Genomic DNA, 22,603 nt, shown 5'->3' on the forward strand with positions numbered 1-22,603 from the left:
TGGGCTCTTATCGAAAGTCGACGATAGCATATCGGCCATCGATAGTCGTGCGAAGCGACGTGCGCAGGAGAGAGAGATGACCGAAGCCGTCGCTACAACGCCGATGCCGTCGCGATCGATCGGCGAGGGGGCGCTGGGCGCGGCCACGACGCTCTGGTTCTTCGTGACGCTCGCCGGCCAATGGGTGTTTCTCTACTACATCGTCGCTTTCTATGGCCCTGGCGCGATGTCGGGCCAATGGGAGACGTGGAATCGTCACCCGATGGTGCACGCCATCACGCCAGGCGATATCGGCGGCAACATCGCTTTCGCCGCGCACGTCGCGCTCGCCGCGATCATCGTGATCGGCGGCACGTTCCAGCTGATCCCGCAGCTGCGCCGCCATGCGCCCGCCGTGCATCGCTGGAATGGGCGCGCTTTCATTGTCAGCGCCATGCTGGCGAGCTTGGCCGGGCTCTACATGGTCTGGATTCGCGGCGGCTCCACGGGCGGCATCATCAACGCCATCAGCATCAGCACCAATGCGCTGATGGTGCTGACGTTCGGGGCGCTCGCCTGGCGCGCGGCGGCCAAGCGCAACATCTTCTCGCACCGGCGCTGGGCGCTGCGCACCTTCATGGTCACGAACGGGGTCTTCTTCCTGCGCCTGGCCTTCTCCGGCTGGATCATCATCACCCAGAGCGAACCGAGCGCGCTCACGTTTCACACCATTACCGCAATTTCGTTCCTGCTGCCGCTGGCGCTGACGGAGCTTTATCTTCGCGCCAAGGACGGCGGCGGCGGAGCGCAGCTCGCCACGTCCGGCGTGGTGTTCGCTGCAACAGCCTACATGACTCTCGGCCTGTTCGGGTTCTACATGATCTTCGTGCGCAGCATCCTGGGGGCTGGTTGAACGATGTCGCCTGAAGGGCTCTTCCACGCCGCCGCGGGCGCCGTCGGCATCATCACCGGGATCATCGCCGTAGCCACGCTCAAGGGCGGGCCGACGCACCGGGCCGCGGGCAAGGTCTTCGTCGCGGCTATGGTGGCCGCGGCGTTGAGCGCAATCGTGCTCGCCTTCAGATCAGGCACGCCCGGCTTCATCGGCGCCGGCGTGCTGATCGTCTATTTCATGCTGACGGCCTGGATGGCGGTGAAGCGCCGGGAGAACGAAGCCGGCTGGTTTGAGATCATTGCGTTCCTGTTCGCGGCCGCCGGCGCAGCAGCGATGTACTACGCTTGGCAACTGGCGCTGCGCGCGGAGGATGCGCTGCTGGGGGGCTTGCCGATCCTCATCTTCGCCATCGTCGCAACACTCTGCGCGCTGGGCGATCTGAGCGTCGTGCTGCGCCGGGGCCTCGCCGGGCGGCAGCGCATCCTGCGCCATCTCTGGCGCATGCATCTCGGCTTCTTCGCCGCCGTCGGCTCGTTCTTTCCGGGACAATTGCAGATGTTTCCGGAGTACATCCAGAACATCCGCCCGCTCATCGTGCTCTTCATTCCCCCGTTCAGCATTGCCGCGCTGATGCTTTTCTGGCTGGGCTTTGTGATCTTCTCGAAGCAGTTCGCTGCGCGGCCGGCCGGAGCCAAAGCATGACCAATCCGCGGCTTAACGCACGCATCGCCGGGCTGCTCTATCTGTTCGTCGTGGTCGCGAGCACGTTTGCGCTCGTCACGGTCTCGGGCCTCACGGTGCGCGGCGATCCGGCGGCGACGGCGGCGAACATCTTGGCGTCGGAGCAGATGTTCCGCCTGAGCATCGCCGCGACATTGCTGTCGGCGATCGCTTATGTGGCGGTGGTGGCGATCCTCTATGCGCTGTTCAGACCGGTGAACCGGCCGCTGGCGATCGTTTCAGCCTTCATCGGGCTGGCGGGCTGCGCCGTCTCGGCGACATTCCTGGTGAACCAGCTCGCGGCGCTTTCGCTGCTCGATGGCGCAGACGCGGCGCAAACGCAGGTGCTGGTTCGGCACTCGCTTCGGCTCGCCGCGCTGGGCAATACGCTGGGCTTGGTGTTCTTCGGCTTCTATTGCCTCACCTTGAGCGCGCTTGTGTTCGGGGCGCGTTTCCTGCCGGGCGTGCTTGGGCTATTCCTGCTGATCGCCGGTGTGGGATGGCTTGTGGGCAATCTCGGCGCGATCGTCGCGCCCGATTTGCTCGGGCCGATATCCCGCTATCTCCTGCCCGTCAGCGGCCTCGGCGAGTTCATCTTCACGCTGTGGCTGCTGGCGATGGGCGTCAACGCCGAACGCTGGCGCGAGCAGGCGGCGGCGGCCGCGTAGGGCGCCTTGCATCCGCCATCAAAGAGCTGCTGCATCCCGCCCGCAGCGGGAGGCGAACGTGCGCGCAGTCACCAGAAGAACAGCCCTGTTGTGCGCCTTGGCGGCGGGAGCGTGCCAGAGCGTCGGCACTGACCAGGCCCTTGCGCCGGCTGAGGCGGCGGACATCGCCGCTCTGCTGCGCGCCCGGATCGATGTGCAGAGGCGCGGAACCGGTGGGGCTGTCGGCATCCTCAGCGCGCGAGACTTCTCTGTCGTCAGCCATGGCGTCGCCGCACGCGACAGCAGCCAGCGCGTGAACGATGAGAGCGTCTTCCAGATCGCCTCCCTGACGAAAATCTTCACGGCGCTGTTGCTGACGGACGCCGTCGGCCGCGGCGAGCTCGCCCTCGAGGAGCCGCTGGATGCATTCGTGCCCGTTCCAGCGCCGCGCTTCGAAGGACGCTCGATCACGCTGCTCGATCTTGCGACGCACACAGGCGGCTTGCCGCTGCGCCCCGCAAGCCGCCAGGACCGCAGTCAAGACGATCCCTACGCTGGCTTTACCGAGGCGGAACTCTACGCCGATCTACAGGCGGTCGAGCTGACGCGCGCCCCGGGCGCCGCGTTCGGCTACTCCAATTTCGACTACGGGCTGCTGGGCGCGGCGCTTTCGAACAGGCTGGGACGCTCCTACGAACAGCTGTTGCAATCGCGCATTCTCGATCCGCTCGGCATGCGGGAGACGACGCTCACGCCCAACGCGCGCATGCGCGCGCGCCGGGTGCAGGGCTACGATTCCTCGTTCGAACCGATGCGGCCGTGGGACTTTGGCGCGCTCGCGCCGGCGGGCGGGCTCTTCTCGACGCTGCGCGATCTTCGCAAGTTCCTGGCGCTCTGGGTGGATGAAAACGACAGCGCTCTCGCCCGAGCTGCGCGCGCGACGCTCGCGGCGTCGCGCCCTGGGGACGATGCGGAGACGCGCATGGCGATCGGCTGGCGCGTGATGCAGAGGGGCGGGCGAACCGTAGCGTGGAGCAATGGCTCCGGCGGCGGCGTGCGCAGCTTCATGAGTTTCACTTCCGGCCGCGGCGTGATCGCGTTCGCGAACATGGCGACGGGAGTCGGCATGGACGACATCGGATTTCGGGTGCTCGATCCCAGCTATCCGGTGGACGTCAGCGCGGCGCCGCAACGCGTCGCCATCTCCGTTCCGGCCGAGGCGCTCGCGCGATATGTCGGCGAGTACGTCTACGCCCCAGGCGACTCGATGACGATCGATCGCGACGCGGAAGGCCTGCTGCTTCTGCAAGGTCCCAACCGCATCAGGCTGCTCGCTGAGACGCCGACTTTGTTCTTTATCCGCGAGGACACGAACATCACGCTAGAGTTCGGCGCCGCGCCGACCGAGCGGGTCGACGCGTTCACGCTGACGCAGGGCGGCCAGAGCTATGTGTACAGGCGCTCCGAGTAGAGGCTGGCTCAGGCCTGCTTCGGCTTCCGCGGCGCGCGCTTGCGCTTTGGCATCGCCACCACTGGCGCTTGCGCTTCGCCGTACATGGTCGGCCAGGGCGAGTCCTTCGACTCGATCGTCACCGCTTCGCCGAAGCCGTTGAAGCGCGTCGCCATCGCCATGCCGTAGGCGCCGAGCGAGCCGATCTCGATCAGATCGCCTTCACGGATGTCGGCCGGCAGCATGAACGGGCCGGCGGCCGCATCCATGGAATCGCAGGTCGGGCCGTAGAGGCGGAACGGCGCGAGCTTGGCCTTGCTCGGCTCGGGGCGCAGCAGCTTGGCCGGGAAGGCCCAGTTCAGGTGCGTCGCGTCGAACAAAGTGCCGAAGGCGCCGTCGTTCAAATAGAGCGCATCGCCCTTGCGCAGCTCGACGCGCGTGACGGTCGAGCCGGCTTCCGCCACCAAAGCGCGGCCGGGCTCAGCCCAGAGCTTGGCGTTCTGGGCGACGAACATCTCTTCGAAGCCGGCTTTGATCGCGTTGACGTACTCGATCATCGGCGGGGGCGTCATGCCCGGATAGATGGCCGGGAAGCCGCCGCCGATGTCGACGATGTCGACCAGCACGCCGGCTTCGACGATGGCGCGGTTGACCATGTCCATCGCCGTGCGGAACGCGTCCGGACGCATGCACTGGCTGCCGACGTGAAAGGAGACGCCCAGCATCTCTTCCGAGACCTGGCGGGTCTTGCGCAGCAGCGCCGGCGCTTCGTCCGGGTTGACGCCGAATTTGCGCGCGAGCGGGTAGGCGGCGCCTTCGCCGGCGGCGGCGAAGCGAACGACCAGAGTCAGGTCCTTGGCGTTGTTGGTCTCGGCCAGGATCTTTTCGAGCTCGTCTTCGCTGTCGAGCGCGAACGTCTTGACGCCGAACTCGTGGAAGGCGCGGCCGATGGCGCGGCGGCTCTTCACCGGGTGCATGAAGGCGATCTGCGCGCCTTCGAAGCGCTTGGCGATCAGCGCCGCTTCGTTGTCGGAAGCGACGTCGAAATTCTTGACGCCGTTCGCCCACAGCGCGTCGAGCACCCATTCGGAGGGGTTCGCCTTCACGGCGTAAAACACCTCACCGGGGAAATGCGTGCGAAACCACTGCGCCGCGGCGGCCACGCGATGCGGGCGCGCGATGGCGACGGGACCTTCCGGCGCTTCGCGCGCCGTGAGGTCGAGTGGCGAGAGGACGTAGTCCATCCGGCGACTCCCAAAACTGCGTTGAAGGCATTCAACGCGGTAGAACCCAGGCCGGCGTTAGTCGGACATGCTAAATGTCAGGTCCGCCCTTGGGAGCTTGCGCCGGAGGATCGCCAGGGAGCTTCCTGCTCACTGTGGTTCGCGATCCCCCAGGTGGCCTGGGCCGAGGGGGCGTTAGTGGACGCTGTTTCCAGGTCCGCCGGTAGCCCACGGAAATATGTAAACAGCTCGCCGATGTAAAGAGGCGTTTGTGGTTAATTCCCTTGCGCGTTCAGAACGATGCGTCGCCGCAACGGCCAGCCAGGCGCGCGCGCAATGCGGCGCCCACGCTACGTCACAAATCGGCAATCGAACTGTCACGGAGCCTTAGCTGAAGCTTCGCGCAGCCGTCATCGCCCCCCTCTAACCCCGCCCCGTCCAGCGGGGGCTGGCTGAGTCGGACCCCGCACTCCGAACCGAGTGGGTTCTGAAGGGGGTCTCGAATGATGAAGAAGTTGCTTTCCAAGGTCGCCGTAGCGGCTTTGGCTACCGCGGCCGGCGCGACCGCCGCGCACGCCCAGTCAGCGCCTGCGCCGACGCATTCCACCAGCTGGACTGGCACGGTCGGCGAAGACCGTTTCGGCGACGCGCGCTTCAAGATGCGCGGCCGCTTCCAGTACGACATTTATTCGAGCGATTGGGATGTCGGCACGGCCGACAACGCGACGCGCTCCTATGTCCGCCGCGCCTTCCTCGGCGTGCAGGGCCGCCTGACCGACGAATGGCGCTATAAGGTCGATTTCGTGCTGACGCCGGGCGCGTCGGAAGTGAATGTCGACGACGCCTTCCTCGAATACGTGCAAGACGATTGGTCGATCGTCATCGGCGAACACAACATCACCTCGCCGCTCGAAGATCGCATCTCCTCGCTCGACATTCCGTTCAACGAGCGCTCGAGCATCATCAACGCGTTCGAATACGGCCGCCGCGCCGGCGTCGGCTTCATCACCGGCGGCGCCAACTGGTCGGCCTCGGCCGCGGTGCAAGGGGAATCGCTCAACAACGCCGGCGAGAATTTCGCCGTCGATGAAAGCACCGCCATCAGCGGCCGCTTCACCTTCGCGCCGATCTTCGAAACGTCGCCGGAAGGCGTGACGTTGGTTCACCTCGGCCTGCATGCGCGCCAGCGCGAGCAGGGCGACAACGCCGACTTCCGCTATCGCACCCGTCCGCTCAACGGGCGCAACACGCGCCACGTCGACAGCGGCACGCTGGTCGGCGCCGAGAGCGACACCACCTACGGCGTTGAAGGCGCGGTTCAGTTCGGCCCCTTCGGCGCGCAAGCCGAGTACATGTGGCTCGACGGCGACGCGACCGCCGGCGAGTACAATTACAGCGGCTATTACGTCGACGTGTATTGGTCGCTTACCGGCGAAAGCCGCAATTATCGCGGCAACCAGGGCTCGTTCGGCGCCATCGCGCCGGCGCGGCCGTTGGGTCAGGACGGCGGCATCGGCCACTGGATGCTCACGGGCCGTTACGATTTCATCGATCTGTCCGACGACATCGGTGGCGGTTCGGCGGGCGAGCAGACCGCTTACGGCGTCGGCCTCGACTGGGTGCCGGTGGATCACGTGCGCTTCAAGCTGAACTACGCGGTCAGCGACATGGATCGCGCGGTCGGCACGGACGACGAAGCGCAGATCGTCACGCTCCGCACGCAATTCGATTTCTGAGCCCCGCGACTGGCGGAGACGCGCGAAACCATCCGCGCGCCTCCGCCGCTTTCGCCGGTTTTTCCCAACGGAGTTGCTCCCATGAAACTCTTCAAACTCGCCGCCGCCGCCGTCGCCGCGCTGGCCATGTCCTCGGGCGCGGCGTTCGCGCAGCAGCCCTTCACGATCCAGATCGACGGCTCCTCGACCGTCTTCCCGCTCGCCGAAGCCGTCGCTGAAGGCTTCCAGCAGCAGACCAGCGGCCGCGTCCGCGTCACGGTCGGCGAAAGCGGCACCGGCGGCGGCTTCCGCAAGTTCTGCCGGGGCGAAACGCACATTTCGAACGCTTCGCGTCCGATCTCGGCGAGCGAAATGGCGACTTGCCGCGCCGCCGGCATCCAGTACGTCGAAGTGCCGGTGGCGTTCGACGCGCTGACCGTCGTCGTGCACCCGTCGAACCCGGTCCGCTCGATGACGGTGGCGCAGCTGCGCCGCATCTGGGAGCCGGATGCGCAAGGCCGCGTCACCAACTGGCGCCAAGTCGACCCGTCGTTCCCGGACATGCCGCTCGTGCTGTTCGGACCGGGCACCGCCTCGGGCACGTTCGACTACTTCACCGAAGCCGTGAACGGCCGCTCGCGCGCCTCGCGCTCGGACTATACGCCGTCCGAAGACGATAACGTGATCGTTCAGGGCGTCGCTAACAGCCAGGGCGGCATGGGCTATTTCGGCCTCGCCTATTATGAAGAAAACCGCTCACGGCTGCGCGCGCTCTCGATCGACAACGGCTCTGGCGCGGTCGAGCCCAGCGTCGCCAACGCCGAGAACGGCTCCTACGCGCCGCTGTCGCGCCCGATGTTCATCTACATCAACGCCGCCGCGCTGCGCCGTCCGCAGGTGCAGCAGTTCGCGCAGTACTTCGTGAACAACGGCGCCCGCTACAGCGCCCAGGTCGGCTACGTGCCGCTGCCGGCGGCGGCCTACCAGAGCTACCTTCAGCGCGTGCAGCGCCGCACGCAGGGCACCGCCTTCGGCGGCCGCCAGGCGATCGGCGTCACGATCCAGGAAGTGCTCGCCCGGCCGCTGATCGTCGAGCCGGTCCAGCAATAGAGCATAAGTGAGCCCCGGCGGGCGGTGGATATGCCGCCTCCCGCCGGTGGCCTACATGCGCTAGACACCCCCAGGATTCGGCGGGCCCCCGATGCGGGGCGCGTTCCGTGCGAGCAGAAGGCGAGGAGCCCGTGGAACGGGATTTCACCAAGAAGCGCGTCCGCGTCGGCGAGCGCATCATGGAGGGGCTGCTGTTCATGGCCGCCGCGCTCGCGGTCGCCATCGTCGCCGGCATCCTCTATGTCGTGATCTCGGAAGCGGCGAAGTTCTTCGCCCAGGTGTCGTTCGTCGAGTTCGTCACCGAGACGCGCTGGACGCCGCTGTTCGACGACGCCCATTACGGCATCGCCCCGCTGCTCACCGGCACCTTCATGTCGACTCTGGTGGCGCTCGCGGTTGCGGTGCCGCTCGGGCTTCTGGTCGCGATCTATCTCTCCGAGTTCGCCAGCCCGCGCATGCGCGAGACGATCAAGCCGACGCTCGAACTGCTCGCCGGCGTCCCCACCGTCGTCTACGGCTATTTCGCGCTGCTGTTCGTGACGCCGCTGCTGCAGCGGGTGATCCCCGGTTTGCCCGGCTTCAATCTGCTTTCGGCCGGGATCGTCATGGGCCTCATGATCATTCCGTACATCGCCTCGCTTTCGGAAGACGCAATGCGCGCGGTGCCGCGCAGTCTGCGTGAGGGGTCGTTCGCGATGGGCGCGACGCGGCTCGAGACGGCGTTCCGCGTCGTCTTCCCGGCGGCGATCTCCGGCATCGTCGGCGCCATCATTCTCGGCATGTCGCGCGCGGTGGGTGAGACGATGATCGTCGTCATCGCCGGCGGCCAGCTGCCGCAGATCGTCACGACGCCGACCGAGCAGGGGGCGACCGTGACCGCCTTCATCGCCCAGGTGGCGCTGGGCGACATCGCCTTCGGCACGCTCGAATACCAGAGCATCTTCGCCGCGGGCCTCGCGCTCCTGTTCTTCACGCTCGTGTTCAACTTCATCGCGTTCGCGCTGCAGCGCCGCTTCCGGGAGGCGTATTAATGACCGCCATCGACGCGCAAAACGCGCCGCGCGATATCGCCGCGCATCCGCCCGGGCTCGCAATCCGCCGCTTCAAGGACGCGAGCTTCGTGGTGTGGGGCATCGTCGCGACTTTGATCGGGCTCGGCACGCTGGTCGCGCTGGTCGGCGAACTGGCGCACGACGGCGGCCATCGCCTCACGGCCGCTTTCTTCACCAGCTTCCCATCGTCCGACCCTGCCGAAGCGGGCATCCTCTCGGCCTGGGTCGGCTCGATCCTGGTGATCATCACCACCGCCTTCATCGCCATTCCGATCGGCGTGCTGGCCGGGGTCTATCTCGAAGAATACGCGCCGAAGAACGCGATCACCTCGGCGATCGAGATCGCCGTCAACAATCTCGCCGGCGTGCCGTCGATCATTTTCGGCCTGCTGGCCGTGGGCCTCTTCGTGCAGGTGCTGAACCTCGGCCAGTCGATCCTCACCGCCGGAATCACGCTCTCGCTTTTGATCCTGCCGGTGGTGATCGTCGCGACGCGCGAAGCGGTGCGCGGCGTGCCGCAGGAAATCCGCCACGCCGCGCTCGCCGTCGGCGCCACCAAGTGGCAGACGACGCAGCACCACGTGCTGCCGTATGCGCTGCCGGGCGTCGTCACCGGCGTCATCATCGGCATCTCCCGCGCAATCGGCGAAACCGCGCCGCTGATCCTGATCGGCGGCCTGACCTTCGTCGCCTTCCTGCCGATTACGCGGCCGGGCGACGCCAAGTTCGAAGTGATCGGCGCAGTCGACGAGTACGGCGCGCCGATGACGCCTGAGGCCACTGAAAGCGTGCGCATTGAGCATGACGGCGTGGCGGTGCTGCCGGACTTCAGCGAAATGCCGGTGGAAGCGGGCCAGACCTATGAACTGCCGCACGGCTCGACCGTGCAGTCGGTGGCGAGCTGGGGCGATGCGGCCGCCAGCTGGTCGCCGACCAACTGGCTGGGCTCCGAATTCACGGTGATGCCGATCCAGATGTTCAACTGGACCTCGCGCCCGCAGGCCGAGTTTCTGGAAATCGCCGCCGCCGCCGGCATTGTGCTGCTGTTCATCACGCTTTTGCTCAACGGCGCCGCGATCTGGCTGCGCTATCGGCTGCGCAAAGCGATCAAGTGGTAGAAGAGGTTCTAGGTGCTGGGTTCTAGGGGCTAGTTTTCGGGCGCTTGTTTCAGGCGCTCGTGCAGCCGCCTCAACATCCGTCCAACTTCCTCTGCCGATGCATGGAGCTCCTCGACAGTCCGATCTGGCAGCAATTCGCATTGCTGAGTTAGGAGAATGAGCGTTTCCAACTCAGCTGTTGAGCCGCGCGAAATGCTGACAAAATGCGCGTAGTCCTTGCGCGTTGCTCTGGCGTGACCTTCGGCGATATTGGCGGGTATGGAGATCGCTGCGCGTATCATTTGAGATGTGAGCCGATATTCCTCCTTCTTGGGCATCATCTCAGCGGCCGTGTATACGCTCCGTGCAAGGGTCATGGACTTTTCCCAGACCGCCAGCTCGCGATAACTGCGCAGCGCCGTCATGTCGAAGCCCCCTAGAACCTAGCCCCCAGAACCTAGCCCCTAATCCCCAGCACGCGCTCTCTCAGCGGCGCGCTTTTCGCGGGCGAGGCGGCGGCGTTCGCGGGCGCGTTTTCTGAGGTCACGAAGCTTGTGCCAGAAACGGCGCCCGCGCTCCTTCGGAAGCGGATCCAGATTGCGCCGGAATTCCTCGGCGCACGCGCGCCATGAGTATCGCTCGGCCAACGCACGTGCGTCCTCGCGCTTCAGCTTCAGCGCTTCGAGGCAGGCCTTCCGCAGATCGTCGTCGACGACGCCTGCGCCGGTGCCGGGCAATATGTCCTGCGGACCCGGCGCGACAAAGCCTGCCACTGGCGTGCCGCACGCCGCCGCTTCCAGAATGACGAGACCGAACGTGTCGGTGAAACTCGGAAACACGAACACGTCCGCATCGGCGTAATAGCACGCGAGCTCGTCGCCGAACTTCGGGCCGGTGAAGACGGCGCTCGGATATTTCTCTTTGAGCTCATCCAGCGCGGGTCCGCCGCCGACGATGACTTTCGAACCCGGCAGCTCGAGCTTCAGGAAGGCTTCGATGTTCTTCTCCACCGAAACGCGGCCGACATAGGCGAATACGGGCTTCGGCAGATCCTTGAACACGCCGCCGTCGACGCCGCGTTTGCTGGGATGGAATTGTTCGATGTCGACGCCGCGGCTCCAGATCGCCGTATTGCGGAAGCCCTGCAGCTGCAGCTGCTTCTGCATCGTCGGCGTCGCCACCATGACGCGGCCCGACTTGTCGTGGAACGCGTGCATGTAGCGATAGCCGGCCCAAAGCGGAATCCATGGAAAGCGCGCGGTGACGTATTCCGGGAACTGGGTGTGATAGCTCGTCGTGAACGGAAACTTGTGCTTGAGGCAGACAGCGCGCGCATCCCAACCGAGCGTGCCTTCGGTGGCGATGTGCACCGCGTCGGGCGCAAAGGCGAGGAAGCGGTCCTCGACATCGTCGCGCGCGCCCAGCGCAAGGCGGATTTCAGAGTACGTGATCAACGGCACGGTGCGCGGATAGTCGGCCGGGGAGATCACCTCGACCTCGCAGCCCATCGCCTGCAGCTCGCGCATGGTGTTCGAAAGCGTGCGGACGACGCCGTTCACCTGCGGCTCCCAGGCGTCGGTCACCAGCAGGATCTTGTTGGCGAGGGCGGGGCTCTCGGCGCCTGATTGTGGGCTCGCCGCCGGAGCGGTGGGGGCGTCGGTGCTCATCGGGCCGGGTTCTGGCCTCTGCCGCCGCGCGGCGCAAGGGGTGGGGCGCCGGCCTGCTTGCCCTCTCGGCGGGACACGCGCATGAAAACGGGATGGCTCTGGATTTGAAGCCCGCGCTGGAAATTCTGCGCCGCGAGTCGCCCCAACTCGCGGCCGTCTATCTGTTCGGCAGCTGCGCCGACGGATACGACCGAAGCGACAGCGACATTGATCTCGCCTTTTACGCGGGCAGGCCGATCGAGCGAGGTCGGGTGCTCGAGTTGCAGGAGCATGATCTTGCTATCGTTCGCGCCGTGATCGAGCGGAGTCTCGACGATTTGCTCGAGTTCTCGACCCTGGCGCTAAGGCTCCCGCTTTCGGACCAGAGCTAGAGTTCCGCCCTATTGCCTTACTGCCCTGTTGCCCTACTGCCTTAGCCTCATGTCGCACGACAATGTCACGCCGTTCCGCCGTCCGCCCAAGCGCCCCGCCGTGCGCCAGCAGGGCGGCTGGGGGATGAAGACGCATCGCGGCAAGGTCGTGCTCGCGCACCTGCTCACGATCGCGGCGTTCGCGCTCAATCTGGTTTTCCGGTTTCCGCCGCTTTCCTATCTTGGTCTCGCCGTCGGCATCGCCGGCGTCGTGCTCGTCTACAGCAACCGCGGCGCGGCGATGCCGTGGGCCAACACCCATCACGAGCATGCGCTGCGCACGCTTATGATCGGCTATGCGATCTGGGCGCTGGGCAGTCTGCTCAGCTTCGTGCACGACGCGCTCACGCCGGCGACCCTGTTCATCCAGTTCGGCGCCGCCATTTGGGCGGTGCTGCGCGCGGTGATCGCGCTGGCGCTCGGCGTCATGCGCAAGCCGGTCCCGCATCCGCACGGTTGGCTGGTCTAGCAGCCTATTCCGTCAACCTGCAGCCATACTCGCCGTCCGCCGCCGCTTCGGCGCTGATCGCGCCGAACAGGACGCTGGCGCGCACGGTCTCGCCGTTTTGGGTCACCGTGACGGCCTCGCGCGCGTCGGCCGGAAAGCCGGCGATGCAGCTCTCCAGGCTCCGCCCGCTCACGTGAAGGCATGAGCAGGTCTGCTTGGCGGCGTAGGCGGTGGCGATCTGCGCGTAGGCGATCTGCCCGCGATTGGCCCAGGCGCCGACCGCGAGCGCCGCAAGGACGACCAGCAGCACGCCAAGCCCAATCCAGCGTTTGCGTGGCGCCATTTTCTCCCCCTATGCTTCCCAAGCATAGCCGAGGGGGAGGGGCGCGTCATGCTGCGTCGCGTGCTGGTTGCCGCCAGTTTGATGTTCGCTGCGACCGCGCAGGCGCAGGAGCTTCATCCCTTGCCGCCGCAGCCCGCCGGCGTCGCCTGGCCGACGCAAGAGTGGGAGGAAGCGCCGCTGCCGGCGGATGTCGACCGCGCCGCGTTCGACCTCGCCGTCACTGAAGCTTTCGGCGGCGTGCACGAACGGCTCGGCGAGACGCGCGCCGTAATCGTCGTGCAGAGCGGCCGCATCGTGTTCGAACGATACGCGGCCGGGTACGGACGCGACACGCGTTTGAACTCCTGGTCGATGGCAAAGTCGGTGACGCACGCGCTGGTGGGCGCCGCAGTGCTGCAGGGCCGCGTCGCCGTCGATACGCCAATGGGCAACCCGCATTGGCCGGCAAGCGATCGCCGAGCGTCGATCACGTGGCGCGAATGGCTGCAGATGGTCGATGGACTCGAGTACGACGAGAACGCCGAAGACGTCCAGAACGCGGGCAACGCGCGTATGCTGTTCGGCGACGGGCGGCGTGATGTCGCGCGCTGGGCGGCGGCGCGTCCGCTGATCCGCGATCCGGGCACGCACTGGAATTACAGCTCGGCGGCGACGATCCTGATCTCCGATGCGCTGACGGGCGCGATCGTCCCCGACCCGCGCGACACGATCGACCGCCGCAACCGTATGCGCGCCTGGATGGGCGCCTCGCTGTTCGACCGCATCGGCATGCGCCCCGTGGTCGAGTTCGACCCGCAAGGCACGTTCTATGGCAGCTCGCTGGTCTGGGCCTCGGCGCGCGACTTCGCGCGCTTCGGTTATCTCTATCTCCGGGGCGGCGTTTGGGACGGTCAGCGGGTCTTGCCCGCGGGCTGGGTCGACTTTGCCCGCACGCCGGGCTCGGATGCCGACACGGACGTCTACGGCGCGCAATGGTGGCTGACGCCGCGTAGCGGACCTGGCCGCCCCGACCGCTCGTTGATCACCGACAACGCGATGGCCGACGCGTTCTCCGCACAAGGCCACGAAGGCCAGATCATCGTCGTCGTACCGTCAAAGGACTTGGTGATGGTGCGCCTTGGCCTATTTCACGGCGGACTGGAATCGTGGAACGCGCTGGGCGCTTGGTCGACGCGCCTGATCGGCGCGTTCGGGAGGAGGGACGCGGGACGCGGGACTAGAGCCGCGAGCATGCGCTAGCAGTGATCCCTAGTCTCGAATCCCGAGTCCCTAGTCCCGAAGGAGGTGCGCATGTCAGACGATGGACGCGAAGTGAAACGGCAATGCGCGAAGCTGTTGCGCGAGGCCGGCTTCAAGTATCTCGCCGCCGAGATGGAGCACGGCTCGCTTTCGGCGCTGGCGAAGGACGAGCCGTTCTTTCTGCTGTGCGGCCGCGATCGGCTCGCGCCGACGGCGATCAAGTCCTGGATCGAGGCCGCGCGCATCTCCAACGTGCCTGATCACAAGCTCGAATCCGCGCACGAGACGATTGAAGCGATCGAGGGTTGGCCCGGCGACCGGCACTATCCGGACTAGTGATAGGCGCGCAGCTCCGCGTGCGCGCGGTCGAGACCCTGATACAGAAACGAACGCACGTCCCGCTCAGTCCCGCGCGCGGCGGTTGCGGCGAGGGAGGAGAGCGCGTCGGCCGTCTCGTGCTCGTCATTGAGCAGCGCGAGGATGGCGGTCCCATGCGCCCGGTCGGCGAAAGCCTGCGCGCCGGCGCCGCGCGCGTCGATGATGCGCATGCGCAATTGCCGCATGGCCGTCGCCAGATGCGGCGGCGACCCGGCGCAGTCGCTGTGTCGGCGCTCCCGCAAACGCAAGTTACGCGCGAACCGCCGGTCCGGTCCGAAATAATTCTGATGATCGACCCACAACATGATGCGCAGCGCGGCGTCCGTTCTGGACGCGACCTTTCCTTCTCTCGTGACGCTAGGCTGGTATGCTTAGGATTGCGTTGAGGAAGCTGAAGAACGCTCACGTCAGGCTGTCGCGCCGCCAAGTCTCCTCGTGCAGCGATGCGTTTGCGGAGATGCGTTCGAAGCCTAGCCGTCGCGCCAAAGCGAGTGAGCGCGCGTTGCGATCGTCTATGATCGCCTCGAATGCGACTGCCCCAGAATGGGACATCGCCTCGATCGCCGCCGCCGTCGCTTCGCGCGCGTAGCCGTGGCCCCAATGCGACGCGCTGAACATGTAGGCGATGAGCACTTCATTGTTGGCGCGCGCCGTGGCTTCGACGATGCCGATCGCTTCGTCGTCTGCAGCGGTCCAAACGGTCCAGTTCAGCCATTGCTCAGCTCGGTCCGGGGAAATGCTCTGCGATATTCGCGCGAACCGCGCCTCGATGTCGCTCAGGCGCGCCGGAGGCGCGCGCTCGATCCATTCGTAGAGCGCCGGATCGCGCAGGACCGGCCACATCGCCTCGGCATGCGCCGGTTCGATCGGACGCAACTGCAGGCGCTCGGTTCTCAATGGTCGCGGCAGCCCGGTCAGCATCAAACACCTACCATCGCCCGCACGTCCGCCGGCGTCTTGCCGCTTTCGCGCAAGGCGCGCAGCGTCGCGCTTTGATCGCGTTTGGCCAGGCGTTTACCGTCTTCCCCCAGAACCAAGCGGTGATGACGATAGACCGGCTGCGGCAGGTCCAGCAGCTTCTGCAGCAGCACGTGCAGATGCGCCGCCTCGCGCAGGTCTTCGCCGCGGATCACGTGCGTGACGCCCTGCAGCGCATCGTCCCACACCGAAGCGATATGATAGCTCGTGCCGAAATCCTTGCGCGCGAGCACGACGTCGCCATGCCGCTCGGGCTCGGCGCGCACCAGTCCCGTCTCATCCTCGAACACGAGCGCGAAGTAGGCTGGCCCTAACGCTGCGCGCGCTTTCTTCAACGACAGCCGCCACGCATACGCATCGCCTGCCGCGAGCCGCTGCGCTTCCTCCTCCGGCGGCAGCGCCTCGCCGGTGAAACGCTCCTCCGCATCGCCATGCGGCGCTGATGCGATCGCTTCGGCGATCTCTTTGCGGGTGCGGAAGCAGCGATAGACGAGGCCGCGGTCGATCAGACGCCGCAGCGCTTCGGCGTACTCGGCCATGTGCTCCGACTGACGCCGCACCGGCTCTTCCCAGGTGAGTCCGAGCCAAGCCAGATCCTCGTAGATCGCCGCCTCGAACTCCGGCCGCGCACGGCCCTGATCGATGTCCTCGATGCGGAGCAGAAAGCGCCCGCGCGCCGCCTGCGCCGCGTCGAACGCGGTCAGCGCGGACAGGGCGTGGCCGAGATGGAGATAGCCGGAGGGCGAGGGGGCGAAACGGGTGACGAAGCTCATTGGCCGCGGAGGCTACCTTTGGCGCGGCTGAGCCGCTACCTAGCCCGCCATGACAGTCTTCCTCGACGGCCCCCGCATGCCTCCGAAGCGCGGCGGCAAGCCCGATGCGCTCGTCATCCTGCTGCATGGCTACGGCTCCAACGGCGCCGACCTTATCAGCCTTGCGCCGTACTGGGCCGATGCGCTCCCCGGCGCAGCGTTCGTTTCGCCTAACGCCATCGAACCTCTACCCGAAGCGCCCGGCGGCTATCAGTGGTTTCCGATCACCAGCCTCGATCCGCGCCTGATGGAGCAGGGCGTGCGCATGGCGGCGCAATCAGTCGACCGTTTCATCGACCGCGAGTTGGAGAAGTACGGCCTGCCGCCGAGCCGCCTCGCGCTCGTCGGCTTCAGCCAGGGCACGATGATGGCGCTGCACGTCGCGCTGCGGCGCGAGCAGCAGATCGCCGGCGTACTGGGCTTCTCCGGCGTACTGGTCGGCGGCGGCGCACTGAAGGCGCAGATGCGCTCGAAACCGCCGGTGCTGCTCGTCCACGGCGACCGCGATCCGACCATTCCGATTCCCGCCATGTTCGACGCCGCCGAGGCGCTCGCGGCCGCCGAGCACGGCGCGCAGTGGCACGTGTCTTACGGGACGCCGCACTCGATCGGGCCGGACGGGCTCGATCTCGGCGGCGCTTTTCTCGCCAGTTGCCTGAAAACGCAGGCAATCCGCCCCGGCGCCTGAGCTTTTTCGGCCACGTGTCCGGACTGTCACGAAGCTGTCGCTGCAAATCAGCTAAGGCTGGGTTCGCCTCGGGACTGAATCCGTATAGTCTCCAGGCAGCGAAGGAGCAGCCGTCTTCAGTCCAGCGAGCGTGATCCCCTACCAGCTTTTGGAGCGGCTGCACTGGAGCGGCCGCCGATGAATGTCACCAGCGCTCCTTTAGCGGGATGGCCGGCGCTGGTGCTCAACGCCGATTTCCGCCCGCTATCCTATTATCCGTTGTCCCTTTGGCCCTGGCAGGAGGCGGTGAAAGCCGTCTTCCTCGAGCGGGTCGATGTCGTCGCGCACTACGATCACGAAGTGCATTCGCCGTCCTTCGCGATGAAGCTGCCGAGCGTGATCTCGCTCAGGGATTACGTGCACCAGGACCGCCCGCCCGCGTTCACCCGGTTCAATGTCTTCCTGCGCGACGGCTTCAGCTGCCAATACTGCCGCTCGCCCGACGATCTCACCTTCGATCACGTCGTGCCGCGTTCGAAAGGCGGGCGCACGACGTGGGAGAACATCGTCACCGCCTGCGCGCCGTGCAATCTGAGAAAGGGCGGCAAGTACGCTCATCACAGCGGCATGCGCCCGTTCAAGCGCCCGCGCCGGCCGACCATGCACGAGCTGCAGCACATCGGCCGCCGCTTCCCGCCGCATCACATGCACGAAAGCTGGATGGATTATCTTTATTGGGATGTCGAACTGGAGGCGTGAGCCGCCTCCGTGGGCTCGTTCGACTGTCTTATCAGCATCGCCGCTAAATCGGACGGCGAAAGGCGACGTGTATGCGCGCGTCGGGAATATTGGGCGCGCCGCCGCTGCGGGCCTCGTCCAGGTGCAGCGCCAGTTCGGTCGGATGGCGCTCGTCGAACATGCCGGCCCAGGTTGCTTCTGCGGCGCAGGCGGCGTCCTTCACCAGCGCTTCGCCTTCGTCGACCGCAACGACCAGCGCTTCGTGGGCGCGCCAGACCGGCTCCATCAGCGGCTCACCCGCCAGGACCAGAGCGGCTGCCGCCACCGCCAAAGCTTGCGCGCAATCCATGATCCTCTCCCTCGGTCCGCCGAAGCGGCGCGGGAAGGGGTATGGCGCGGAGACGTTACGCCCGTTCGTCGGGCTTGCAACAAAGCTGAAATATTGGCCGGCCCCAGATCAGGTGGCGGCGGCGACCTCAGCGGCCATGCCGTTGAACAGGTCTCGCAGTTCATCTCCGAGCATGGTGACGCTGGCGATCACGGCAAGCGAAAGCAGCGCTCCGAGCAGCGCGTACTCGATGGCGGTGGCCCCACTTTCATCGCGGCAGAAACGCTTGATCATGCCGCTCTCCATTCCACCAGCCGCCTGACCAGCACGACATCGGCCGGCGGCATTTCGTGCGCGGACAAGTCCGCGGGTTCGACCCACTTGGCTGCCTGGGCGGCGCCGGGGTCGAGCTTCAGTGCGCCGCTCCAGCGCGTGGCGAGATAAAGCGGCATGAGCAGGTGGAAGTCCGGATAGGCGTGCGAAGCGAACGCGAACGGATCGAGCGCATCGGCTTCAACGTTCAAATCCAGCTCCTCCTTCAGCTCCCGGACTAAAGCGTGCTCAGGCGCTTCGCCGGGCTCGACTTTGCCGCCGGGAAATTCCCAGAGGCCGCCGAGCTGTTTGTGCTGGGGCCGCTGCGTGATGAGCACCCGCCCCGACGGATCGATCAAGGCGGCCGCCGCCACCAGGAGGAGGCGCCTTGTGCCAGGAGCATCGCCGATTTGCATGAAGAAGCCGTGAGGCAGGATGTTTAATGAAGCTTAAGCGCCATCAACCCTTCCCGGCATTTACTGCGCCGGCAAGCTTTATCACGCCATCGCGAAATGGCGGGTTTGCGCAAAGCTGGTAGCGTCCCCGCTATGCGCCGACTTCTCTTCGCGCTGGCGCTCTTCCTGGCGCCGCCGGCTACGGCGCAGGATTATCGAGCGCCGCCCACAGTTTCCGTTCAGCGGGAAAGCGACGGCGGCGGCGTGGCGCGCGCGTCGATGGACATCGCCGCGCCGCCCGAGGCGGTCTTCATCGTGCTCAGTGATTGTGCGCACGCGCAGCGCTACATGCCCGAACTGATCAGCTGCCGCGTGCTCGAACGTGGGCCGGGCTGGGAGCTGCGCGAACACCGCGTCCGCGGCTGGCTGCTGCGGCCGGTCCTGCGCAACGTCGCCCGCGTCGACTTGGAGCCCAACCACCGGCTCTCTTTTCGCCGTGTCGAGGGGGACTGGACGCGCTCCGACGGCGAATGGCGGCTGACGCCCATCGATGGCGGCCGCGGCACGCACGTGACTTACACCGTCGCGGCCGCGGTGCGCGGCGGCGCGCCTGATTGGCTGACAGTTTCGCGTCTGCGCGCACTGGTGCGGCGAACATTGGTGCGCTTGCGCCATGAGGCGCAGCGCGCCGGCTAGCCCGTCGGCAGCCCTTCCTCCTCGAGCGCTTGGCGCACGGCGGGTCTCTTCATCACGCGCTGAAAATACGTCTGCAGCTTTTGCCGTTCGCTGAGATCGATCTCGAATTTGCGCGCCCAGGTCAGGATCACGAATGCGTACGCGTCGGCGATGGTGAACTGGTCGCCGAGCAGGAATGGCTTGTCGCCGAGCTTGCGTTCGAGCAGTTCATAGCGGTTCTGCAGGTTCTTGATCGTCGCCTCGCGCACTTCCTCGCTCGGCTTCCTGAACAGGGGGCTCGTGCCCTTGTGCAGCTCGGTGGCGATGAAGTTGAGCGTCTCCAAGAGGCGCCAATGCGGCATGCCTTTTTCCGGCGCCAGGCCGCTCTTCGGCGCGAGGGCGGCGAGATATTGCAGCACCGCCGCGTTCTCGGTCAGCACCTCGCCATTGTCGAGCTCCAGCGCCGGCACCGCGCCTTGCGGATTGACCGCGCGATAGTCGCGCCCGCTGTCGGTGCGCTTTTCCTTGAGGTTCACCTTGTCCAACGAAACCTCGAGCCCGGCCTCGCGAACGACAATGTGCGGCGCCAGCGAACACGCGCCGGGGGAGTAGTAGAGCCTCATCGAATGCCTCCTGTTGGAGGAATGAAGTACTCCGCCGAGGCGGGCGCTCAAGTGTCAGGCGTGTGCCCGCTAACTCCGATAATCCCCGTTGATCTCGACGTAGCGCTTGGTCAGATCGCACGTATACATACGCGCTCGGCCGATGCCGGGGCCGACCGTCACCGTGATCTCCAGCTCCTGGCGCTTCATGTACGTGCTCATCGCCGCTTCGTCGTATTCGGCGCTCACCATGCCGTCGCGCGCGGCATAGAGATCGCCGAAGCGCACCGCGATCATCTCCTTCTTCACCGGTTCGTCGGCGCGGCCAATAGCCATGACGATGCGGCCCCAGTTCGCGTCCTCGCCGGCGACCGCGGTCTTCACCAGCGGGCTTTCGCAGATCGTGCGCGCGATCGCCTTGGCCGAGGCGTCATTCACCGCGCCCTCGACGTTCACGGCCACCAGCTTGGTCGCGCCTTCGCCGTCGCGCACGATCTGAATCGCCAGGTCCGCCAGCACACGCGACAGCGCCGCGCGGAAATCCGCCAACCGTTCGTCGCTCGCATCGGCGATCGGCGGCACTTTGGCTTGCCCCGTCGCGAACAGCAGCACGCAGTCGTTGGTGGAGCGGTCGCCATCGACCGTCACCGCGTTGAAGCTCGTTTCCGTCTCCGCCTTCAGCAGCGTCTTCAGGATCGGCGCTGAGAGGGCGGCGTCGGTGAACACGAACGCCAGCATCGTCGCCATGTTCGGCGCGATCATGCCCGAGCCTTTGGCGATGCCGGCGATCGAGACGTTCACGCCGTCGATCATGCAGTTCGCGCCCGCGCCCTTCGGAAACGTGTCGGTCGTCATGATCGCCGCAGCCGCATCGGGCCAGCGCACCGGCGCCAAATCCATTCTCGGCAACGCCGAGACGATCTTCGCGTCATCAAGCACGACGCCGATCACGCCGGTCGACGCCGCCAGCATTTCGCGCGCTGGCGCGCCGAGCTTCTCACCGGCCGCCTCTAGCGCGCGCTTGCACGCCGCATCGCCGGCCGGGCCGGTGAACGAGTTGGCGCAGCCTGCATTCACCAGCAGTCCGCGCGCATTGCCGCGCGTCGCCGCCAGCGCCTGCTTGCACCAGTCGGTCGGCGCCGAGCCAACGGCGTTGGTCGTGAACACGCCCGCCGCGCGCGTCCCGGGCGCGCAGCGGATCAGCAGCAGGTCAGGGCGCTCGTGTTTGTAGAACCCTGCGCGCCCGATCGCGGCTTCGACGCCGGCGATCTCCGGCAATTGCGGAAATGCCTCGGGCGCAAGCGGGCTGACGTTCGAATCTGGCTTCATGCGGCCGCACCTAAGCACGCGCGCCGGACGCCGCGAAGCGGCGAGTGGGCCGGGGCTCCGCGCTGTGCTGGCGCACCGCTTGGCCCGGGAGCGTCAGCGCGTCACTGCGTCGGACCAGCTTCCTCTGCCGGCGTTTCCACCGGCGTTTCCGGCGGCGACGCCACGCCTGGCGCCACCTCCTGCGGCTGCGGCGCGGGCGCCGGCGCAGCATTGGTCGCAGCCGGCGGCGGCGTGGCGTTCGGGAATGGGAAGGGCGGCGGCGGCGCGCCCGTTTGCGGCGGCGCGCTCGGCTCCGGTCGCGGCTGCGCCGGCTGCGCGTCCGCGGGGGCGGTCACTTCGCCCGCGGGCTCCATGCCTTGCTCCGTTTCGCGCAGACGTTCGATCCGCGCATCCCGCGCCAAGCGCTCGGTCAGCTGCGTCGATTCCTGGTAGGCGAGCCACGCCGTGATGCGCGGGCGCAATTGCTCGAGACTCGGGCCGCCGATGGTGCGGCGGTCGTCCACGCGGAAGAGGTGCCAGCTGTCCTCGATCTGGATCGGACCGATCAATTGACCGGTCGCCGTGCGTTCGACCTCCTGACGCATCTGCGGCGTGAGGTCCGCAATGGCGCGGAAACCGAGATCGCCGCCGTCCGGGGCGGTGTTGCGCTCGACCGAAAGCTCGAACGCGAGCGCTTCGAACCGCTCGCCCTGATCGAGCCTTCTTTTGGCCGCGTCGGCAGCCTCACGTGTGGTGAACTGCATATGGCGCAGATGCACCTCATCGCCTTGGCCGAGCCGGCTCGAATTCTCGCGGTAGAGACGCTCGATCGTTTCCGGATCGGCGGCTTTCTGCGCGATTTCCTCATAGATCGCAGCAGCCAGAACCCGCTCGCGCGCGTTCTCCAGTTGGCGACGGATGTCGGGCTGACGGTCGAGCCCGCGCGCTTCGGCTTCCATGGCGAAGAGGCGGATTTGGATCAGTTCTTCGAGCGCAAGATTGGCCGCGTCGGAATTGGCGTCGAGATCCTCGGTCTCGGCGATCCAGCCGCGCGAGACGGCGTAATTACGCACGTCCTCGACATAGATCGGCCGGCCGTTGACGGTGGCGGCGACGATCGGGTCGCGGACGCCCGCATTGTCGCTGCCGGCGTCGCGGCCGAGGCCGCACCCCGCCAACGCCAGGGCGGCGACAAAGAACACGGCTTTCAGTGGAACACGCTTCAGCGAGGCCATGCGTTCTGCTCTTTCGCTCAGGGCGCGTGCAAGACTCGCGCCCCTGAGGTCGCATTGACACCGCCTAGGGCCGCTCTTAAGTCTCGCCAGCGCACGAGTCGAGAGTGTTTCCGCACCCGGGCGCATCTCGGTGGGACACGAAAAAGCCAAGAAATTCAAAGCTCTCACCGCTCATTCTCG

Annotated in this window: 28 protein-coding genes; 15 read left to right on the forward strand and 13 right to left on the reverse strand. The window is 66.5% G+C overall.

Features of this window, described 5'->3' with window-relative positions; all coding sequences use genetic code 11:
• Positions 1-76 precede the first annotated feature (76 nt).
• From VEA80_RS09065 to VEA80_RS09080, 4 genes are read left to right on the forward strand one after another with little or no spacing between them, the layout of a single operon-like run.
• Complete coding sequence (locus VEA80_RS09065; RefSeq protein ID WP_325060404.1) at positions 77-892, forward strand: DUF2306 domain-containing protein; 816 nt, start codon at positions 77-79, stop codon at positions 890-892.
• A 3-nt stretch (positions 893-895) separates the two neighbouring features.
• Positions 896-1,576: a hypothetical protein gene (locus VEA80_RS09070; protein WP_325060405.1), complete on the forward strand. Its 681-nt coding sequence runs from the start codon at positions 896-898 to the stop codon at positions 1,574-1,576.
• The gene (locus VEA80_RS09075; protein WP_325060406.1) at positions 1,573-2,262 is read left to right on the forward strand and encodes a DUF4386 domain-containing protein; all 690 of its coding nucleotides are present in this window, start codon (positions 1,573-1,575) and stop codon (positions 2,260-2,262) included. Before VEA80_RS09070 ends, VEA80_RS09075 begins: the two co-directional genes overlap by 4 nt.
• Positions 2,263-2,320: 58 nt before the next feature.
• Positions 2,321-3,712: a serine hydrolase gene (locus VEA80_RS09080; RefSeq protein ID WP_325060407.1), complete on the forward strand. Its 1,392-nt coding sequence runs from the start codon at positions 2,321-2,323 to the stop codon at positions 3,710-3,712.
• An 8-nt stretch (positions 3,713-3,720) separates the two neighbouring features.
• On the opposite strand, the gene VEA80_RS09085 is transcribed toward VEA80_RS09080, so the two are convergent.
• Complete coding sequence (locus VEA80_RS09085) at positions 3,721-4,935, reverse strand: type III PLP-dependent enzyme (RefSeq protein WP_325060408.1); 1,215 nt, start codon at positions 4,933-4,935, stop codon at positions 3,721-3,723.
• Positions 4,936-5,417: 482 nt separating this feature from the next.
• Here VEA80_RS09085 and VEA80_RS09090 point away from each other — a divergent pair, with 482 nt between their 5' ends.
• From VEA80_RS09090 to pstA, 4 genes are all read left to right on the forward strand, one after another.
• A complete protein-coding gene (locus tag VEA80_RS09090) occupies positions 5,418-6,650 on the forward strand; it encodes an OprO/OprP family phosphate-selective porin (RefSeq protein ID WP_325060409.1) in 1,233 nt (410 codons plus the stop codon).
• A gap of 81 nt (positions 6,651-6,731) precedes the next feature.
• Positions 6,732-7,739 (forward strand): PstS family phosphate ABC transporter substrate-binding protein, encoded by a 1,008-nt coding sequence (locus VEA80_RS09095; protein ID WP_325060410.1) that lies wholly within the window; start codon positions 6,732-6,734, stop codon positions 7,737-7,739.
• 179 nt (positions 7,740-7,918) lie between these two features.
• The gene (pstC, locus tag VEA80_RS09100; protein ID WP_349257241.1) at positions 7,919-8,770 is read left to right on the forward strand and encodes a phosphate ABC transporter permease subunit PstC; all 852 of its coding nucleotides are present in this window, start codon (positions 7,919-7,921) and stop codon (positions 8,768-8,770) included.
• A 35-nt stretch (positions 8,771-8,805) separates the two neighbouring features.
• Positions 8,806-9,909: a phosphate ABC transporter permease PstA gene (gene pstA / locus VEA80_RS09105; protein WP_414731504.1), complete on the forward strand. Its 1,104-nt coding sequence runs from the start codon at positions 8,806-8,808 to the stop codon at positions 9,907-9,909.
• Positions 9,910-9,938: 29 nt separating this feature from the next.
• On the opposite strand, the gene VEA80_RS09110 is transcribed toward pstA, so the two are convergent.
• The gene (locus VEA80_RS09110) at positions 9,939-10,313 is read right to left on the reverse strand and encodes a four helix bundle protein (protein WP_325060413.1); all 375 of its coding nucleotides are present in this window, start codon (positions 10,311-10,313) and stop codon (positions 9,939-9,941) included.
• A gap of 39 nt (positions 10,314-10,352) precedes the next feature.
• Complete coding sequence (locus VEA80_RS09115; protein WP_325060414.1) at positions 10,353-11,555, reverse strand: glycosyltransferase family 1 protein; 1,203 nt, start codon at positions 11,553-11,555, stop codon at positions 10,353-10,355.
• A gap of 104 nt (positions 11,556-11,659) precedes the next feature.
• On the opposite strand from VEA80_RS09115, the gene VEA80_RS09120 reads away from it, so the two are divergent.
• Both VEA80_RS09120 and VEA80_RS09125 read left to right on the forward strand, forming a co-directional pair.
• Complete coding sequence (locus VEA80_RS09120; protein WP_325060415.1) at positions 11,660-11,926, forward strand: nucleotidyltransferase domain-containing protein; 267 nt, start codon at positions 11,660-11,662, stop codon at positions 11,924-11,926.
• Between the two features lie 49 nt (positions 11,927-11,975).
• Positions 11,976-12,434: a hypothetical protein gene (locus VEA80_RS09125; RefSeq protein ID WP_325060416.1), complete on the forward strand. Its 459-nt coding sequence runs from the start codon at positions 11,976-11,978 to the stop codon at positions 12,432-12,434.
• Positions 12,435-12,438: 4 nt separating this feature from the next.
• On the opposite strand, the gene VEA80_RS09130 is transcribed toward VEA80_RS09125, so the two are convergent.
• Positions 12,439-12,756, reverse strand: a complete 318-nt coding sequence (locus VEA80_RS09130) for a hypothetical protein (RefSeq protein ID WP_325060417.1) — start codon at positions 12,754-12,756, stop codon at positions 12,439-12,441.
• Between the two features lie 48 nt (positions 12,757-12,804).
• Here VEA80_RS09130 and VEA80_RS09135 point away from each other — a divergent pair, with 48 nt between their 5' ends.
• Both VEA80_RS09135 and VEA80_RS09140 read left to right on the forward strand, forming a co-directional pair.
• The gene (locus tag VEA80_RS09135; RefSeq protein ID WP_325060418.1) at positions 12,805-13,995 is read left to right on the forward strand and encodes a serine hydrolase; all 1,191 of its coding nucleotides are present in this window, start codon (positions 12,805-12,807) and stop codon (positions 13,993-13,995) included.
• 51 nt (positions 13,996-14,046) lie between these two features.
• Positions 14,047-14,331 (forward strand): hypothetical protein, encoded by a 285-nt coding sequence (locus tag VEA80_RS09140; protein ID WP_325060419.1) that lies wholly within the window; start codon positions 14,047-14,049, stop codon positions 14,329-14,331.
• On the opposite strand, the gene VEA80_RS09145 is transcribed toward VEA80_RS09140, so the two are convergent.
• From VEA80_RS09145 to gluQRS, 3 genes are all read right to left on the reverse strand, one after another.
• Positions 14,328-14,558, reverse strand: coding sequence for a hypothetical protein (locus tag VEA80_RS09145; protein WP_325060420.1), 231 nt, complete (start codon positions 14,556-14,558; stop codon positions 14,328-14,330). The two genes, VEA80_RS09140 and VEA80_RS09145, sit on opposite strands and share 4 nt — an antisense overlap.
• 217 nt (positions 14,559-14,775) lie before the next feature.
• Positions 14,776-15,294, reverse strand: a complete 519-nt coding sequence (locus VEA80_RS09150; protein WP_325060421.1) for a GNAT family N-acetyltransferase — start codon at positions 15,292-15,294, stop codon at positions 14,776-14,778.
• Positions 15,294-16,124: a tRNA glutamyl-Q(34) synthetase GluQRS gene (gluQRS, locus tag VEA80_RS09155; protein WP_325060422.1), complete on the reverse strand. Its 831-nt coding sequence runs from the start codon at positions 16,122-16,124 to the stop codon at positions 15,294-15,296. The genes VEA80_RS09150 and gluQRS overlap by 1 nt, the downstream gene beginning before the upstream one ends.
• 76 nt (positions 16,125-16,200) lie before the next feature.
• Here gluQRS and VEA80_RS09160 point away from each other — a divergent pair, with 76 nt between their 5' ends.
• Together VEA80_RS09160 and VEA80_RS09165 are read left to right on the forward strand one after the other, a co-directional pair.
• Entirely contained in the window at positions 16,201-16,851 is a 651-nt protein-coding gene (locus VEA80_RS09160) for an alpha/beta hydrolase (RefSeq protein ID WP_325060423.1), read from the forward strand.
• 177 nt (positions 16,852-17,028) lie between these two features.
• Entirely contained in the window at positions 17,029-17,589 is a 561-nt protein-coding gene (locus VEA80_RS09165; RefSeq protein WP_325060424.1) for an HNH endonuclease, read from the forward strand.
• Positions 17,590-17,632: 43 nt separating this feature from the next.
• Here the strand turns inward: VEA80_RS09165 and VEA80_RS09170 are convergent, their stop codons facing one another.
• The 3 genes from VEA80_RS09170 to VEA80_RS09180 form a co-directional block, all read right to left on the reverse strand.
• Positions 17,633-17,917 (reverse strand): hypothetical protein, encoded by a 285-nt coding sequence (locus VEA80_RS09170; RefSeq protein ID WP_325060425.1) that lies wholly within the window; start codon positions 17,915-17,917, stop codon positions 17,633-17,635.
• A 108-nt stretch (positions 17,918-18,025) separates the two neighbouring features.
• Positions 18,026-18,190, reverse strand: a complete 165-nt coding sequence (locus VEA80_RS09175) for a Flp family type IVb pilin (protein ID WP_325060426.1) — start codon at positions 18,188-18,190, stop codon at positions 18,026-18,028.
• Complete coding sequence (locus VEA80_RS09180) at positions 18,187-18,624, reverse strand: (deoxy)nucleoside triphosphate pyrophosphohydrolase (RefSeq protein ID WP_325060427.1); 438 nt, start codon at positions 18,622-18,624, stop codon at positions 18,187-18,189. The genes VEA80_RS09175 and VEA80_RS09180 overlap by 4 nt, the downstream gene beginning before the upstream one ends.
• A 132-nt stretch (positions 18,625-18,756) precedes the next feature.
• Between VEA80_RS09180 and VEA80_RS09185 the strand changes: the two genes are divergently transcribed.
• The gene (locus VEA80_RS09185) at positions 18,757-19,299 is read left to right on the forward strand and encodes an SRPBCC family protein (protein ID WP_325060428.1); all 543 of its coding nucleotides are present in this window, start codon (positions 18,757-18,759) and stop codon (positions 19,297-19,299) included.
• Here the strand turns inward: VEA80_RS09185 and gstA are convergent.
• From gstA to VEA80_RS09200, 3 genes are all read right to left on the reverse strand, one after another.
• Positions 19,296-19,901 (reverse strand): glutathione transferase GstA, encoded by a 606-nt coding sequence (gstA, locus tag VEA80_RS09190; protein ID WP_325060429.1) that lies wholly within the window; start codon positions 19,899-19,901, stop codon positions 19,296-19,298. The two genes, VEA80_RS09185 and gstA, sit on opposite strands and share 4 nt — an antisense overlap.
• Positions 19,902-19,970: 69 nt before the next feature.
• Positions 19,971-21,209, reverse strand: a complete 1,239-nt coding sequence (gene argJ / locus VEA80_RS09195; protein ID WP_325060430.1) for a bifunctional glutamate N-acetyltransferase/amino-acid acetyltransferase ArgJ — start codon at positions 21,207-21,209, stop codon at positions 19,971-19,973.
• Between the two features lie 101 nt (positions 21,210-21,310).
• Positions 21,311-22,423 (reverse strand): peptidylprolyl isomerase, encoded by a 1,113-nt coding sequence (locus VEA80_RS09200; RefSeq protein ID WP_325060431.1) that lies wholly within the window; start codon positions 22,421-22,423, stop codon positions 21,311-21,313.
• Between the last annotated feature and the right edge of the window lie 180 nt (positions 22,424-22,603).

Origin of the sequence: Vitreimonas sp., assembly GCF_035627415.1 — a bacterium.
In the GTDB taxonomy this organism is placed as follows: Bacteria; Pseudomonadota; Alphaproteobacteria; order Caulobacterales; family Aquidulcibacteraceae; genus Vitreimonas.

Bases quoted from the DNA above. Each gene is read 5' to 3' on its own strand.
- VEA80_RS09085 (WP_325060408.1), bottom strand. From the start codon at position 4,935: ATGGACTACGTCCTCTCGCCACTCGACCTCACGGCGCGCGAAGCGCCG.
- argJ (WP_325060430.1), bottom strand. From the start codon at position 21,209: ATGAAGCCAGATTCGAACGTCAGCCCGCTTGCGCCCGAGGCATTTCCG.
- VEA80_RS09135 (WP_325060418.1), top strand. From the start codon at position 12,805: ATGCTGCGTCGCGTGCTGGTTGCCGCCAGTTTGATGTTCGCTGCGACC.
- VEA80_RS09150 (WP_325060421.1), bottom strand. From the start codon at position 15,294: ATGCTGACCGGGCTGCCGCGACCATTGAGAACCGAGCGCCTGCAGTTG.
- VEA80_RS09090 (WP_325060409.1), top strand. From the start codon at position 5,418: ATGATGAAGAAGTTGCTTTCCAAGGTCGCCGTAGCGGCTTTGGCTACC.
- VEA80_RS09115 (WP_325060414.1), bottom strand. From the start codon at position 11,555: ATGAGCACCGACGCCCCCACCGCTCCGGCGGCGAGCCCACAATCAGGC.
- VEA80_RS09165 (WP_325060424.1), top strand. From the start codon at position 17,029: ATGAATGTCACCAGCGCTCCTTTAGCGGGATGGCCGGCGCTGGTGCTC.
- VEA80_RS09180 (WP_325060427.1), bottom strand. From the start codon at position 18,624: ATGCAAATCGGCGATGCTCCTGGCACAAGGCGCCTCCTCCTGGTGGCG.
- VEA80_RS09130 (WP_325060417.1), bottom strand. From the start codon at position 12,756: ATGGCGCCACGCAAACGCTGGATTGGGCTTGGCGTGCTGCTGGTCGTC.
- VEA80_RS09160 (WP_325060423.1), top strand. From the start codon at position 16,201: ATGCCTCCGAAGCGCGGCGGCAAGCCCGATGCGCTCGTCATCCTGCTG.
- VEA80_RS09075 (WP_325060406.1), top strand. From the start codon at position 1,573: ATGACCAATCCGCGGCTTAACGCACGCATCGCCGGGCTGCTCTATCTG.
- gluQRS (WP_325060422.1), bottom strand. From the start codon at position 16,124: ATGAGCTTCGTCACCCGTTTCGCCCCCTCGCCCTCCGGCTATCTCCAT.
- VEA80_RS09145 (WP_325060420.1), bottom strand. From the start codon at position 14,558: ATGCGGCAATTGCGCATGCGCATCATCGACGCGCGCGGCGCCGGCGCG.
- VEA80_RS09070 (WP_325060405.1), top strand. From the start codon at position 896: ATGTCGCCTGAAGGGCTCTTCCACGCCGCCGCGGGCGCCGTCGGCATC.
- VEA80_RS09095 (WP_325060410.1), top strand. From the start codon at position 6,732: ATGAAACTCTTCAAACTCGCCGCCGCCGCCGTCGCCGCGCTGGCCATG.
- pstC (WP_349257241.1), top strand. From the start codon at position 7,919: ATGGAGGGGCTGCTGTTCATGGCCGCCGCGCTCGCGGTCGCCATCGTC.
- VEA80_RS09065 (WP_325060404.1), top strand. From the start codon at position 77: ATGACCGAAGCCGTCGCTACAACGCCGATGCCGTCGCGATCGATCGGC.
- gstA (WP_325060429.1), bottom strand. From the start codon at position 19,901: ATGAGGCTCTACTACTCCCCCGGCGCGTGTTCGCTGGCGCCGCACATT.
- VEA80_RS09185 (WP_325060428.1), top strand. From the start codon at position 18,757: ATGCGCCGACTTCTCTTCGCGCTGGCGCTCTTCCTGGCGCCGCCGGCT.
- VEA80_RS09140 (WP_325060419.1), top strand. From the start codon at position 14,047: ATGTCAGACGATGGACGCGAAGTGAAACGGCAATGCGCGAAGCTGTTG.
- VEA80_RS09125 (WP_325060416.1), top strand. From the start codon at position 11,976: ATGTCGCACGACAATGTCACGCCGTTCCGCCGTCCGCCCAAGCGCCCC.
- VEA80_RS09200 (WP_325060431.1), bottom strand. From the start codon at position 22,423: ATGGCCTCGCTGAAGCGTGTTCCACTGAAAGCCGTGTTCTTTGTCGCC.
- VEA80_RS09110 (WP_325060413.1), bottom strand. From the start codon at position 10,313: ATGACGGCGCTGCGCAGTTATCGCGAGCTGGCGGTCTGGGAAAAGTCC.
- VEA80_RS09175 (WP_325060426.1), bottom strand. From the start codon at position 18,190: ATGATCAAGCGTTTCTGCCGCGATGAAAGTGGGGCCACCGCCATCGAG.
- VEA80_RS09170 (WP_325060425.1), bottom strand. From the start codon at position 17,917: ATGGATTGCGCGCAAGCTTTGGCGGTGGCGGCAGCCGCTCTGGTCCTG.